Origin of the sequence: Escherichia sp. WS1451, from assembly GCF_046487365.1 — a bacterium.
Lineage (GTDB): Bacteria > Pseudomonadota > Gammaproteobacteria > Enterobacterales > Enterobacteriaceae > Escherichia > Escherichia coli.
The window spans coordinates 179,425-194,213 of the sequence record NZ_JBJQJP010000008.1; the positions used below are offsets into that span (position 1 = coordinate 179,425).

The window sequence follows — 14,789 nt, forward strand, 5'->3', positions numbered from 1 at the left end:
CAGACTTAATGCCTATCCCAGTGGGCGTAATTGTTGCAGGCAGTTTGGACATGGACAGCGCGGAGAAACCGGAGCGTACACGTCGTACGTGAGGATTTCGAGCACTGCCCGGGGCCGAACTGACAAATAAAATAGCCTGATGGGATGGGCTGTTAGCATTATTTCGTGTTTTTCGACGACGGTAATTCAATGCGGAAACAAACATCTTGCCCGCTCTCGTCGACCAGATACAGTTCCCCTTGCATACGGCGAATACAATCCCTAGCAATGCTTAATCCCAGACCGCTGCCCTTCACCGCCCCTTTTCGCTGGTGGCTTCCCTGAAAAAAGGGTTCGAAGATCATGGCGCGTTCCTCTTGCGGAATGGGCGTGCCTGTATTGATGACATCAATATAAACCCGCGCACCATGTAAACTGCTGCGAAGGCAAATGTTACCGGATTCAGCCCCGTAGTGCACCGCATTGGAGTAAAGATTATCCAGTACGCTCATCAGCAGCATTGGCTCCGCCAGGCAAGCTGTTGCTTTGAGATCGACGTCGGTATGCATCATTTTAGCCCGTGCGGGCAGGCTATGAGCAGAAACTACTGTCTCCACCAGCGGTGCTAATTCAACATTCTCCAGTTCCACCGCACTGTCCGCCTGTTTACGGTTGTAATCAAGCAGTTGTTCGATCAGTTTTTGCAAATTGCGGCTGCTGCTATCAAGAATGCTCACCACCTCTTTTTGCTCTGGCGTAAGCGGCCCGACAACCTGGTCAGCCAGTAATTCAGTGCCCTCGCGCATACTCGCCAGTGGCGTTTTTAATTCATGAGATAAATGTCTTAAAAATTGATGGCGTTGGGATTCCAGCCATGACAGGCGCTCACTTAACCAAAGAATACGTTGCCCAACCGAGCGTAACTCGCTCGGTCCACTGAACGAAACGCTATTGCCCAGAGAACGCCCTTCCCCCAGCCGGTTGATCATGCGCTCGATATTTTTCACCGGACCGATAATCATCCTCGTGAAAAGCAGTACCATCACCAGACTCACCAGAAATAGCACCAGCGATTGCCAACCAAAATATTGCCCACGTTCGGCGATTTCACGCTGAAGTTGCTGCCCACGAGAGAACACCACTGTGCGCGTGGCCTGCACCATTTCGGTATTGGCACTGGCAAAGGCTTCCAGACGCGCGGCGGCAGCAGCATCGGGACCGCTGTTGTTACACTGAAGTTGAGCCAGATTATTCAAATCCTGACGTAATGCCTGGTAGAGTTTATCGTCCGGCAGCACGCCTGCGTGGGCATCGAGCATTTCGCTGTAACGCTTGCGCTGGCTTTGATAAACCTTCGCAAGCGTAGGGTCGTCCAGCACGCAGTACTGACGGTAGCTGCGCTCCATCTCCAGTGCCGCGTTGGTCATCGCTTCACTGCGCCGGGCATCAATAAGCGTAGTGCGGTTAACCAGCGCCGCCTGATCGCTAAGTGCATTCAGGCTTTGCCAGGCTTGCCATGCCAGCACCAACAGGGGCAGCAGAATTAGCAAAAATGCCAGCATTACCAGTTGTCGTAATGAGCGGGGAAAAACGGGCCAGCGTTTCAAGGTGTTACTCTCGTCAGACGCGAATAGCCTGATGCTAACCGAGGGGAAGTTCAGATACAACAAAGCCGGGAATGACCCGGCTTTGTTATGGAATAAGGCGGTGCCTAACTCGACGTTTCGCCCGAGGGTTGATATAGCTAAGCTGATATCAGAAGTTGGACGGCAGGCACCTTGTTGTGCGTCATTCGAATTTTATGTAGCACGTCCCGAAGGGGCTGACATAAGTCGGTGAATGAGCCACTGGTTACTATTATGCAGTAACTGTGCCAATAAAGAAAATAGTTTGGTAACGTACTGATTATACGCTGCTTTGAGGGATTTATGGCTTCTTCGCTATTTGAATGTAAATCAGCCACTGTGTCGCTAAAAAGAGACAACTTAAGATAAACTTATTAGATAATATTAAAATCAATCAGTTAAGTGTCGCCAGAAAGCGACACGGTAAACCACCCATTGTCGTGATTTACAGACACAAAAAAGCTCCCGAAGTTGGGAGCTTATAATAGTGGTTGGTGCTTAATGCCTCATCCGGGCTGCAAAACCAATGAGTTTGACGGCTTACCCCAACTGCTTACGTGCATTGCGGAAAATGCGCATCCATGGGCCATCCTCGCCCCAGTTTTCCGGATGCCAGGAGTTGCTGACAGTACGGAAAACACGTTCCGGGTGCGGCATCATAATAGTGACTCGACCACTTTCAGTCGTGACCGCCGTAATACCATTCGGAGAACCGTTCGGGTTAGCCGGGTAGGTTTCAGTGACTTTGCCGAAGTTATCGACATAGCGCAGTGCCACCAGCCCTTTGCTTTCCAGTGCCGCCAGATGCGCCGCATCACGCACTTCCACGCGCCCTTCACCGTGAGAGACAGCAATCGGCATCTGCGAGCCCACCATCCCCTGCAACAGCAGCGACGGGCTTTGGGTTACTTCTACCAGACTGAAACGCGCTTCAAAGCGATCGGAGGTGTTACGCACAAAACGTGGCCACAACTCGCTACCAGGGATCAGTTCACGCAGATTAGACATCATCTGGCAACCGTTACATACCCCCAGCGCCAGCGTTTGCGGACGGTGGAAGAAGGTTGCAAACTCATCGCGTACACGGTCATTGAACAGGATAGACTTCGCCCAACCTTCACCGGCACCCAGTACATCACCGTAGGAGAAACCACCGCACGCGACCAGGGCGTGGAAATCCTCCAGTCCCGTGCGTCCAGCCAGCAGGTCGCTCATATGCACATCGATTGCATCGAAGCCTGCACGGTGGAAAGCTGCCGCCATTTCAACATGCGAGTTCACACCCTGCTCACGCAGCACGGCAACTTTCGGACGCGCACCGGTGGCAATATACGGTGCTGCCACATCTTCGTTGATATCAAACGACAGTTTCACATTCAGGCCCGGATCGGCGTCGTTAGATTTCGCCTGATGTTCCTGATCGGCACACTCCGGGTTGTCACGCAGGCGCTGCATCTGCCAGGTAGTTTCTGCCCACCAGACACGCAACGTAGTGCGGCTTTCGCTGAATACAGTCTGCCCGTTGGCGGTAATCACAAAACGGTCACCGGAAACCGCCTGCCCTACATAATGGACGCAATCCGCAAGCCCATGCTGTGCCAGTACCGCTTCGACCGCTTCACGGTCAGCAGCGCGCACCTGAATCACCGCCCCCAGTTCTTCGTTAAACAACGCAGCCAGGCGATCGTCGCCCAGAGAGGCGATATCCGCGTCAATCCCGCAATGACCGGCAAACGCCATTTCCGCCAGCGTCACCAGCAGGCCACCGTCAGAGCGGTCGTGGTACGCGAGCAGTTTACGCTGTGCAACCAGTGCCTGAATCGCGTCATAGAAACCTTTCAGTTGCGCGACGTCGCGTACATCTGCCGGTTTGTCGCCAAGCTGACGATAAACCTGCGCCAGCGCCGTTGCGCCCAGCGCGTTATTGCCTTTGCCCAAATCAATCAGCAACAGTGCGTTATCTTCGGTAGAAAGCTGCGGCGTAATGGTGTGACGTACATCTTCCACGCGGGCAAATGCGGAAATCACCAGCGACAGCGGCGACGTCATTTCGCGCTCTTCGTTACCTTCCTGCCAGCGGGTTTTCATCGACATAGAGTCTTTACCCACCGGGATCGTCAGGCCCAGCGCCGGACAAAGTTCTTCGCCCACAGCTTTAACGGCTTCATACAGGCCCGCATCTTCACCAGGGTGGCCTGCCGCCGCCATCCAGTTGGCGGAAAGTTTAATGCGTTTGATATCGCCAATCTGTGTTGCGGCAATATTGGTTAACGCTTCACCGACCGCCAGACGGGCAGAGGCGGCGAAATCCAGCAGCGCAACCGGCGCACGCTCGCCAATCGCCATCGCTTCGCCGTAGTAGCTATCGAGGCTGGCGGTAGTGACCGCGCAGTTAGCGACCGGCACCTGCCACGGACCCACCATCTGATCGCGCGCTACCATGCCGGTTACGCTGCGGTCACCAATGGTCACCAGGAAAGTTTTCTCCGCCACGGTCGGCAGGTGCAGCACGCGTTTCACCGCGTCAGCAATGGTAATCCCTTCACGAACCAGCGCATCACCCTTCGCTTTCAGCGTTTGTACTTCGCGGGTCATCTTCGGCGTTTTACCAAGCAGTACGTCCAGCGGCAGATCGATCGGCTGATTTTCAAAATGACGATCGTGCAAAGAAAGATGCAGTTCTTCGGTCGCTTCACCAATCACCGCGTATGGCGCGCGCTCACGCTTACACAGTTCGTCAAACAGCGGTAACTGATCGGCAGCAACCGCCAGCACGTAACGTTCCTGGGATTCGTTACACCAGATTTCCAGCGGGCTCATGCCCGGTTCGTCGCTCAGGATATCGCGCAGTTCGAATTTACCGCCGCGCCCGCCGTCGCTCACCAGTTCCGGCATGGCGTTAGAAAGACCGCCTGCGCCAACGTCGTGGATAAACAGGATTGGGTTGGCATCACCAAGCTGCCAGCAACGGTCGATCACTTCCTGGCAGCGACGCTCCATCTCCGGGTTGTCGCGCTGTACGGAAGCGAAGTCGAGGTCGGCATCAGACTGACCAGACGCCATGGAAGACGCCGCGCCGCCGCCAAGACCGATGTTCATTGCCGGGCCGCCGAGAACGACCAGCTTCGCACCAACGTTGATCTCGCCTTTTTGTACGTGATCGGCACGAATGTTGCCGATCCCACCCGCCAGCATGATCGGTTTGTGATAACCGCGCAGCTCTTCGCCATTGTGGCTGTTCACTTTTTCTTCATAAGTACGGAAGTAGCCGTTCAGTGCCGGGCGACCAAATTCGTTGTTAAACGCCGCGCCGCCCAGCGGGCCTTCGGTCATGATGTCCAGCGCGGTGACAATGCGCTCAGGCTTACCGAAATCTTCTTCCCACGGCTGTTCAAAGCCCGGAATACGCAAGTTGGATACGGAGAAACCGACCAGACCGGCTTTCGGCTTTGCGCCACGCCCGGTGGCACCTTCATCGCGGATTTCACCGCCGGAACCGGTCGCCGCGCCCGGCCACGGAGAAATCGCCGTCGGGTGGTTGTGGGTTTCAACTTTCATCAGAATATGCGCCGGTTCCTGATGGAAATCGTAGCGGCCCGTTTCGTGGTCGGCAAAGTAGCGACCCACTTCAGAACCTTCCATTACGGCGGCGTTATCTTTATAAGCAGAGAGAACGTGGTCTGGCGTGGTTTCGAAGGTGTTTTTGATCATCTTGAACAGCGATTTCGGCTGCTGTTCACCGTCGATAATCCAGTCGGCGTTAAAAATTTTGTGACGGCAGTGCTCGGAGTTCGCCTGCGCGAACATATACAGCTCGATGTCGTTCGGGTTACGACCAAGCTTTGTGAACGCATCCTGCAGATAGTCAATCTCATCTTCCGCCAGCGCCAGACCAAGACGCAGGTTAGCGTCGATTAGCGCCTGACGGCCCTGCCCCAGCAAATCAATGCTGGTGACCGGGGTTGGCTGATGATGAGCAAACAACTGCTCTGCATCATCTAAAGCAAAAAAGACCGTTTCCATCATGCGGTCGTGCAGTTCAGCGGTCACCTGCTGCCATTGTTCATTGGTCAGCGTACCGGCTTCTATATAGTAAGCCACGCCGCGCTCAAGGCGGTTAACCTGTTGCAGCCCGCAGTTATGGGCAATATCGGTCGCTTTCGAAGACCAGGGAGAGATGGTGCCAGGACGCGGGGTCACCAGCAGGAGTTTGCCTTGCGGGGCGTGGCTGGCGAGTGCCGGGCCATATTTCAGAAGGCGTTCAAGTTGTGCGTGCTCATCATCGTTTAACGGCGCATTGAGGTCAGCAAAATGGACATACTCGGCGTAAATAGTGTGAACCGGGAGCCTGGCAGCCTGAAAACGTGCCAGCAGTTTGTTGATTCGGAATGCCGACAATGCAGGCGAACCACGCAGAATTTCCATCATAAGTCTCTCGTCTTCTAAGCTTTCGGTGTACCCAAGGGGGGGAAACGGGCGTCATTATAAAGAATCTGATGCGCTGACGAAACCGTTTGCGTGGAAATAAAATCACCATCGTGAATTAGCAACGCGTGCCGCCAATGGCTGTAATAAGTTGCCAACTGGCGCAGGTTTACGCAAAATGCCGCTCATTTATGAGTAAACCTTTCACTATTATTACGTTTTTTCAAGCTGGGACGCGCACGACACAGAGAATTAACTAATTGAAAAAATTAAAGATTAATTATCTGTTCATCGGCATTCTGGCACTGCTGCTCGCGGTCGCTCTCTGGCCATCCATTCCCTGGTTTGGTAAAGCCGACAACCGTATCGCCGCCATTCAAGCGCGGGGAGAGTTGCGTGTGAGCACCATTCATACTCCCCTGACGTATAACGAAATCAACGGGAAACCTTTTGGCCTGGATTACGAACTGGCGAAACAGTTTGCCGATTACCTCGGTGTAAAACTGAAAGTGACCGTGCGGCAGAATATCAGCCAGCTGTTTGACGACCTCGATAATGGTAACGCCGACCTGCTGGCGGCAGGACTGGTCTATAACAGTGAGCGGGTAAAAAATTATCAGCCTGGTCCTACCTATTATTCCGTGTCACAACAACTGGTTTATAAAGTGGGTCAGTATCGCCCACGTACGCTGGGCAACCTGACGGCAGAGCAACTCACCGTTGCACCGGGTCACGTGGTGGTTAACGATCTCCAGACCCTGAAAGACACAAAATTCCCGGAATTAAGCTGGAAGGTAGACGACAAAAAAGGCTCTGCGGAATTAATGGAAGATGTCATCGAAGGAAAACTCGATTACACCATTGCTGATTCTGTCGCCATCAGCCTGTTTCAGCGCGTTCACCCGGAACTCGCCGTAGCGCTCGATATCACCGATGAACAACCAGTGACCTGGTTTAGCCCGTTAGATGGCGATAATACCCTTTCCGCCGCTCTGCTCGATTTCTTCAATGAGATGAATGAAGACGGTACGCTGGCACGCATTGAAGAGAAATACCTGGGGCATGGCGATGATTTTGATTACGTCGATACGCGCACATTTTTACGCGCCGTCGATGCGGTACTGCCGCAGTTAAAGCCCCTGTTTGAGAAATACGCCGAAGAAATTGACTGGCGTTTGCTGGCCGCTATTGCTTATCAGGAATCGCACTGGGATGCGCAGGCCACTTCACCGACGGGTGTGCGCGGCATGATGATGCTAACCAAAAATACCGCGCAAAGCCTCGGCATTACGGATCGTACCGATGCCGAACAGAGCATCAGCGGCGGCGTGCGTTATTTGCAGGATATGATGAGTAAAGTGCCGGAAAGTGTGCCGGAGAACGAACGGATTTGGTTTGCCCTCGCCGCGTACAATATGGGCTATGCGCATATGCTGGATGCCCGCGCTCTGACGGCAAAAACCAAAGGGAATCCTGACAGTTGGGCTGACGTAAAACAGCGTCTGCCTTTACTTAGCCAGAAACCCTATTACAGCAAGCTGACTTACGGCTACGCTCGTGGGCATGAAGCCTACGCTTATGTCGAAAATATTCGTAAGTATCAGATTAGCCTGGTGGGTTATCTGCAAGAGAAAGAGAAGCAGGCTACAGAAGCGGCGATGCAACTGGCGCAGGATTATCCGGCGGTATCGCCTACGGAGTTGGGCAAAGAGAAATTTCCTTTTCTCTCGTTTCTTTCCCAGTCGTCATCAAACTATTTGACCCACTCTCCCTCTCTGCTATTTTCCAGAAAAGGGAGTGAAGAGAAACAAAATTAATCTGTCGAGGATTGCGCTTTTTTCTGCGCTTTAATTTCCTGGCGGCGCATGCGAAAGAAGTCACTGAGCAACGCCGCGCACTCATCCGCCAGTATTCCTTCCGTAATTTCCACCCGGTGATTCATACCCGGATGATGTAGCACATCCATTAAAGATCCCGCAGCGCCAGTTTTCGCGTCACGCGCACCAAAGACCACGCGACCAATGCGACTGTGGATCATCGCTCCGGCACACATTACACAGGGTTCAAGCGTGACATACAACGTGGCGTCGATCAGACGATAATTTTGCATCACCAGACCGCCCTGCCGTAGGGCCATGATTTCTGCATGTGCGGTGGGATCATGTCGACCAATCGGACGGTTCCAGCCTTCGCCAATAACACGATTGTTATGCACTAATACCGCGCCGACCGGTACTTCCCGCTCATCCCAGGCACGCTTCGCCAGCGTCATTGCATGACGCATCCAGTATTCGTGGCTAAATTCGACTTCAGACAAAAAGAAAACTCCGGTTATAAAAGCGCGGCGCATTATACACGGACGCTATGCTTTACTCTATTCCAGTTGCTGGAGTTCACCGCGCGGGGTTACTCGCCAACGATGCTGACAGAAATAAAGCAGCGGGTTGTCCTGATTACTGTCGCTATAGCCACTGTACAACCGCAGTGGCGTGCCGATTTTGCGCTCCAGTTGCGCGACCTTTTCATGTCCCAGACAACGCATCGTCAATACCCAACCACCATAGCCACGCTGAATCTGACTGGCGATAAGATTAACCCGCGGCAGCCAGGGCGTATCGAAATAAACCGCTTCAACCAGCGGCTGCGGAGAGCCGGTAATCAACCAGATATCAGCATCGGAACTTAACAGGTAGGTGGTTAATCGCTCCTGAACCAGCGGAAAGGCGGTAACATTGTCACGAAACCAGCGTACGAAATCGGCCTGCAACACCTGCAAACGCGCTTCATTGTGACCAAAAGTGCATCCCCACAGAAGCAGACTCATCGGCCAGCGTGCCGCACGACCTTTTATCAATAACGCAATGGCTATGATCGGCAACAACGGCAGAACAAGTAACGCATTCAGCGGTTGGCGACGCAGTAAATAACGTAAAAAACTACCGAACATATCCTGCTGATGCAATGTTCCATCTAAGTCAAAAAACACCACACGACGCTCGTGAGTTGCCAAACCATACTCCTCTGGACTGAAACATCCTGATTAATTTTCGCTACTACATAGCCTAACAGATAGATCATCACTTTTCCGGCAACAATCGACCGCATCATGGCTAACTGGAATTTTTAATTCATGGCAATTAGCGGCAATGGAATATAAAATTCACTCGCGTGTGTCTCATATTGCCTGTTGTCGCCATTATTTCATCGCGAGGAAAGATATGAACGGCTTACTTCGTATCCGTCAACGTTACCAGGGGCTTGCCCAGAGTGATAAAAAACTGGCGGATTATCTGCTGCTACAACCTGATACGGCGCGCCATTTAAGCTCTCAGCAACTGGCCAACGAAGCCGGAGTCAGTCAGTCCAGCGTCGTGAAGTTCGCGCAAAAACTCGGCTATAAAGGTTTTCCGGCACTAAAGTTGGCGTTGAGTGAAGCGCTGGCAAGCCAGCCGGAATCTCCCTCCGTGCCCATTCATAACCAAATCCGCGGTGATGATCCGTTACGGCTGGTCGGCGAAAAACTGATTAAAGAAAATACTGCCGCTATGTACGCAACGTTAAACGTTAATAGTGAAGAGAAACTGCATGAATGCGTGGCAATGTTGCGCTCTGCGCGGCGTATAATTCTGACCGGTATTGGCGCTTCGGGTCTGGTGGCGCAAAACTTTGCCTGGAAGCTGATGAAGATTGGCTTCAATGCTGCCGCAGTGCGCGATATGCATGCGCTACTCGCTACAGTACAGGCGTCGTCCCCTGACGATCTGTTATTAGCCATTTCCTACACCGGTGTACGGCGCGAGTTAAACCTGGCGGCAGATGAGATGCTGCGAGTGGGCGGAAAAGTGCTGGCGATTACCGGCTTTACTCCCAATGCCCTGCAACAGCGTGCTTCTCATTGCCTGTATACCATTGCCGAAGAACAAGCGACAAACAGTGCTTCAATCTCTGCTTGTCACGCGCAGGGAATGTTAACGGATTTGCTGTTCATTGCGCTGATTCAGCAGGATCTGGAACTGGCACCAGAACGTATTCGTCATAGCGAAGCGCTGGTGAAAAAACTGGTCTGAGTAAAGAATGCGCGTATAATGCCCGCCCGGTTTGTGTTGTTTTGAGAGTTTCCTTATGGCGCTGTTAATCACTAAAAAATGCATCAATTGTGATATGTGTGAACCCGAATGCCCGAATGAGGCGATTTCAATGGGCGATCATATCTACGAGATTAACAGCGATAAGTGTACCGAATGCGTAGGGCACTACGAGACACCCACCTGCCAGAAGGTGTGCCCGATCCCCAATACTATTGTGAAAGATCCGCAACATGTCGAGACGGAAGAACAGTTGTGGGATAAATTTGTGCTGATGCACCACGCGGATAAAATTTAATATTCTGCTCTGGAAGTAGAGTGTTAATTATCTTATAGAGAAACCTTAACGCTATTATATTTATTTAAATGATGAAATTAGCATAATCATTCACTAAGTAAATTTATATAGTATCTGCCCAGACACTTATTTATAGTTATTAAAGGCGCGTCCGATTGGTTCACCGGACGCACCTTAAGTACGTTTCCTTGTGTTATAAAAACAGAAGGATCAGCTGTAAAACAGCAATGATGATTTTGATAACCCGTTTAATCAGGTATCGGCAATCAGTCATTCGTTTTTCCTTAAACAAGGAATGCAGCCGTTCAGATTAGCCCTTAATCACCCCAAAACTGAACGTGCGAGTTATTGGAATCGAGTGCTGCACTCCACACCAGAGCTTTGACGACACCACTCGTTTCAATGGGGGAATTCAGTGGCATGGTGTAAAGCACAGCAAAATTGCCAATAACGAAACCGATTTTAATGTACTTATCAAAAAGCGGTCACGTTAATCTTTTCATCAATGTCGATTTCTTCGTAAAGGCTCGCGTTTTTTATGTCAGAGATTGCAAGTTGCTTGTACAGGTCAACTAAATTGATCCATAATCATTTCCGTTGGAATCGTGTGCTGCACAAAATTAAAGTTGTAAAGTGAAAACCCCCGTTCCTTACCAGTTCGGGGGTTTTACTTTATAAAGAGAACGGTATTTTTTTAACTTTCAATAATTACCGTGGCACAAGCATAGTGGCGTTCATCTGCCAGCGTTACATGCATATTTACAACGCCGAGCTTTTCCGCCAGTTTTAATGCCTCACCCCATAGCCGTAGCCGTGGTTTGCCGAGCTCATCATTGAATACTTCAAATTGATTAAACGCCAGACCATTGCGGATCCCGGTGCCAAACGCTTTTGCCGCCGCTTCTTTCACAGCAAAACGCTTCGCCAGAAAACGCACCGGCTGGTGGTGCGTTTTCCAGATTGCCCATTCGTTATCGCTTAATACGCGGCGTGCCAGGCGCTCACCGGATCGGGCGATCACCGCTTCTATGCGAGCGATCTCCACAATATCCGTACCTAAACCTAATATTGCCATTAGCCACGCGCTTCCAGCATCAAACGCTTCATTTCTGCCACCGCATCTTTCAGTCCGGTCATCACTGCACGACCAATAATGGCATGACCGATATTCAGTTCATGCATCTCAGGGATGGCGGCAATGGCTTTCACGTTGTGATAGGTCAGACCGTGACCAGCGTTAACTTTCAGACCGAGACTAGCGGCAAAGGTCGCGGCTTTGGCGATACGCGCCAGCTCTTGCGCCTGTTCGGCGTCAGTTTTGGCATCAGCATAGCAACCGGTGTGGATCTCGATAAACGGTGCGCCAACCTCTGCCGCAGCTTTGATCTGCTCTTCATCGGCGTCAATAAACAGAGAAACCTGGATCCCGGCCTCCGCCAGACGTTTACAGGCATCGCGCATTTTTTCACGCTGTCCAGCGACGTCCAGGCCGCCTTCGGTTGTTACTTCCTGACGCTTTTCCGGTACCAGACAGCAAAAATGTGGCTTCGTCTCAACGGCGATCGCCAGCATCTCTTCGGTCACCGCCATCTCCAGATTCATGCGGGTATCCAGCGTCTGACGCAGGATGCGCACATCGCGGTCGGTAATGTGGCGGCGATCTTCACGTAAATGCACGGTAATGCCGTCTGCTCCCGCCTGCTCGGCAATAAACGCCGCCTGCACCGGATCCGGGTAAGCAGTACCGCGTGCGTTACGCAGCGTTGCAATATGGTCAATGTTGACGCCTAACAGTAATTCAGCCATGACAATCCTCATCATTCATAATGTGTTTTCACCGTTCGCTTAGGCATAAACTGCCGGAACAGTTCCCTGCTCTTTAATGGTTTACCGCCAAGATACGGCTTAAGCGCCATGCGGGTAAAGCGTTTCGCGGCGCGCAGTGTGTCTGCGTCAGGAAATTCCCGCGCGTTTAACGCTTTTAACTGCCTTCCGGTGAACGTTTTATTGTCGATAACGACGCTTGCGATAAACCCTTTTTCTTCGCGATAACGATACGTCATGGTGTCATCTACCGGCTCGCCGCTACCCGCACAATGAGTAAAATTGACGCCATAGCCCAGATGCCCGAGCAGTGCCAGTTCAAAGCGGCGCAGCGCGGGTTCTGGCGTACCAGTGGCACCTGCAAGTGACTGAATGCAGTGCAAGTAATCGAAAAAGAGTTCAGAGAAGCGCGTCTCGTATTCCAGTACGCGGGAGAGAAGTTCGTTGATGTACAGACCGCTGTAAAGCGTGATACCGCTTAATGGCAGCGCCAGCGAGACAGCTTCAGCACTGCGCAGCGTTTTGACTTCGCCACGCCCGCCAAAACGTAGCAAGAGAGGGGTGAAAGGCTGTAATGCACCTTTCAGAGTAGAGCGTTTAGAGCGTGCGCCTTTGGCAACCAGACGCACGCGACCCGATTCCTCCGTGAAGACGTCCAGCATCAGGCTGGTTTCGCTCCACGGGCGACTATGCAGGACAAATGCGCGCTGCCAGCCTTCCATCGGAGTTACTCTTAAAGATCGTCAACGTAACCGAGACTGCGCAGTGCGCGTTCGTCGTCGGCCCAACCGGATTTCACTTTTACCCACAGCTCAAGGTGAACAGGCGCTTCGAACATTTCCTGCATGTCTTTACGCGCTTCAATCCCGATGGTTTTGATCTTGGCCCCTTTGTTGCCAATAACCATCTTCTTCTGCCCTTCACGCTCAACGAGAATCAAACCGTTGATGTCATAACCGCCGCGTTCGTTAGAGACGAAACGTTCGATCTCCACGGTCACGGAGTACGGCAGTTCAGCGCCGAGGAAACGCATCAGTTTTTCGCGGATGATTTCAGACGCCATAAAACGCTGTGAGCGATCGGTGATGTAATCTTCCGGGAAGTGATGGGTCGCTTCAGGCAGATGCTTACGCACGATTGCCGCGATAGTGTCGACATTCAGCCCGGTTTCGGCAGAGATCGGCACGATATCGAGGAAGTTCATCTGGCTTGCCAGGAACTGTAAGTGTGGCAGCAGATCGGCTTTTTCCTGCACGTTATCCACTTTGTTCACCGCGAGGATTACCGGCGCTTTGCCATCGCGCAGTTTGTTGAGCACCATTTCATCGTCAGGCGTCCAGCGGGTGCCTTCTACGACAAAAATCACCAGCTCAACGTCGCCGATAGAGCTGCTCGCCGCTTTGTTCATCAGGCGGTTAATGGCGCGTTTTTCTTCCATATGCAGGCCAGGGGTATCAACGTAGATCGCCTGATACGCGCCTTCAGTATGGATCCCCACAATGCGGTGACGAGTTGTTTGCGCCTTGCGGGAGGTGATGGAGATCTTCTGCCCCAGCAGTTTGTTCAATAATGTGGATTTGCCAACGTTCGGACGTCCGACGATAGCAATAAATCCGCAGTAACTTTTATCGATGCTCATTCCAGCTCCAGTTTTTTCAACGCCTGTTCGGCGGCAGCCTGCTCAGCCTTACGACGGCTTGAACCTGTGCCAACCACCGGTTCACTCAGGCCGCTGACCTGGCAGTGGATAGTAAATTCCTGATCGTGCGCTTCGCCACGTACCTGGACTACCAGATAAGTCGGCAGCGGCAGATGGCGACCCTGCAAATATTCTTGCAAGCGCGTTTTCGGATCTTTTTGTTTATCGCCTGGGCTAATTTCGTCCAAACGAGTTTGATACCAGTTGAGGATTAATTTCTCGACGGTTTGAATATCACTGTCGAGGAATACGCCACCAATTAATGCTTCGACGGTGTCGGCGAGAATTGACTCACGACGAAATCCACCGCTTTTAAGTTCACCTGGCCCTAAACGTAAGCACTCGCCTAACTCAAATTCGCGCGCCAGTTCCGCCAGCGTATTGCCACGGACCAGCGTGGCGCGCATCCGGCTCATATCGCCTTCATCCACACGAGGGAAACGGTGATAAAGCGCATTGGCGATAACGTAGCTCAGAATAGAGTCGCCTAAAAATTCTAAACGCTCGTTATGTTTGCTGCTGGCACTACGATGGGTTAATGCCTGCTGCAACAGTTCCTGATGATTAAAAGTGTAGCCCAGCTTCCGTTGAAGCCGATTAATTACGATGGGGTTCATGCGATACCAATAAATAAATGCGTCAACAATTCAGCACACGAAACAGACCTGATATACATGGTTCTGCTAACTGCTTCGCTGCAGTTTCAGTTTACCGGTATATGGGGACCAACGCTGTTTCGTGTGCCGTAGCAACCTGGAGGTGCCAACCTTAAACTTCGGGGGAATATTCTATACACAACGACGGGGGATGTCGTTAGCCACGGGAGATTTATCTCATAAATAATTCACGTTGTC

At 52.0% G+C, this 14,789-nt stretch carries 13 protein-coding genes; 3 read left to right on the forward strand and 10 right to left on the reverse strand.

Translation table 11 applies throughout. The features are described from left to right. Positions 1–158 precede the first annotated feature (158 nt). Together qseE and purL are read right to left on the reverse strand one after the other, a co-directional pair. Complete coding sequence (gene qseE, locus ACJHX7_RS12860) at positions 159–1,586, reverse strand: two component system sensor histidine kinase QseE/GlrK (protein WP_001297612.1); 1,428 nt, start codon at positions 1,584–1,586, stop codon at positions 159–161. Between the two features lie 558 nt (positions 1,587–2,144). Beyond that, positions 2,145–6,032, reverse strand: a complete 3,888-nt coding sequence (purL, locus tag ACJHX7_RS12865) for a phosphoribosylformylglycinamidine synthase (protein ID WP_097465916.1) — start codon at positions 6,030–6,032, stop codon at positions 2,145–2,147. A 257-nt stretch (positions 6,033–6,289) separates the two neighbouring features. Between purL and mltF the strand changes: the two genes are divergently transcribed. Then, positions 6,290–7,846: a membrane-bound lytic murein transglycosylase MltF gene (gene mltF, locus ACJHX7_RS12870; protein WP_000734193.1), complete on the forward strand. Its 1,557-nt coding sequence runs from the start codon at positions 6,290–6,292 to the stop codon at positions 7,844–7,846. On the opposite strand, the gene tadA is transcribed toward mltF, so the two are convergent. Both tadA and yfhb read right to left on the reverse strand, forming a co-directional pair. Continuing rightward, the gene (tadA, locus tag ACJHX7_RS12875) at positions 7,843–8,346 is read right to left on the reverse strand and encodes a tRNA adenosine(34) deaminase TadA (RefSeq protein ID WP_001301544.1); all 504 of its coding nucleotides are present in this window, start codon (positions 8,344–8,346) and stop codon (positions 7,843–7,845) included. The genes mltF and tadA overlap by 4 nt on opposite strands. A gap of 57 nt (positions 8,347–8,403) precedes the next feature. Then, entirely contained in the window at positions 8,404–9,039 is a 636-nt protein-coding gene (gene yfhb / locus ACJHX7_RS12880; protein ID WP_094029953.1) for a phosphatidylglycerophosphatase C, read from the reverse strand. A 208-nt stretch (positions 9,040–9,247) separates the two neighbouring features. Here yfhb and ACJHX7_RS12885 point away from each other — a divergent pair, with 208 nt between their 5' ends. Beyond that, positions 9,248–10,096, forward strand: a complete 849-nt coding sequence (locus tag ACJHX7_RS12885) for a MurR/RpiR family transcriptional regulator (protein WP_001296301.1) — start codon at positions 9,248–9,250, stop codon at positions 10,094–10,096. Positions 10,097–10,151: 55 nt separating this feature from the next. After that, the gene (yfhL, locus tag ACJHX7_RS12890; protein ID WP_001196285.1) at positions 10,152–10,412 is read left to right on the forward strand and encodes a 4Fe-4S dicluster ferredoxin YfhL; all 261 of its coding nucleotides are present in this window, start codon (positions 10,152–10,154) and stop codon (positions 10,410–10,412) included. Positions 10,413–10,605: 193 nt separating this feature from the next. On the opposite strand, the gene shoB is transcribed toward yfhL, so the two are convergent. The 6 genes from shoB to rnc all read right to left on the reverse strand — a co-directional run bounded on the left by shoB (position 10,606) and on the right by rnc (position 14,552). Further along, entirely contained in the window at positions 10,606–10,686 is an 81-nt protein-coding gene (gene shoB, locus ACJHX7_RS12895; protein ID WP_000128776.1) for a type I toxin-antitoxin system toxin ShoB, read from the reverse strand. Positions 10,687–11,106: 420 nt separating this feature from the next. Further along, a complete protein-coding gene (gene acpS, locus ACJHX7_RS12900) occupies positions 11,107–11,487 on the reverse strand; it encodes a holo-ACP synthase (RefSeq protein WP_000986029.1) in 381 nt (126 codons plus the stop codon). Next, a complete protein-coding gene (gene pdxJ / locus ACJHX7_RS12905; RefSeq protein WP_001571773.1) occupies positions 11,487–12,218 on the reverse strand; it encodes a pyridoxine 5'-phosphate synthase in 732 nt (243 codons plus the stop codon). Before pdxJ ends, acpS begins: the two co-directional genes overlap by 1 nt. An 11-nt stretch (positions 12,219–12,229) precedes the next feature. Beyond that, positions 12,230–12,958 carry a DNA repair protein RecO gene (gene recO / locus ACJHX7_RS12910; RefSeq protein WP_000399393.1) on the reverse strand — a complete coding sequence of 243 codons (729 nt, stop codon included), beginning with the start codon at positions 12,956–12,958 and terminating at the stop codon, positions 12,230–12,232. 11 nt (positions 12,959–12,969) lie between these two features. Then, positions 12,970–13,875: a GTPase Era gene (gene era / locus ACJHX7_RS12915; protein ID WP_000020737.1), complete on the reverse strand. Its 906-nt coding sequence runs from the start codon at positions 13,873–13,875 to the stop codon at positions 12,970–12,972. Then, positions 13,872–14,552, reverse strand: a complete 681-nt coding sequence (rnc, locus tag ACJHX7_RS12920; protein ID WP_001068343.1) for a ribonuclease III — start codon at positions 14,550–14,552, stop codon at positions 13,872–13,874. Before rnc ends, era begins: the two co-directional genes overlap by 4 nt. Positions 14,553–14,789: the final 237 nt, after the last annotated feature.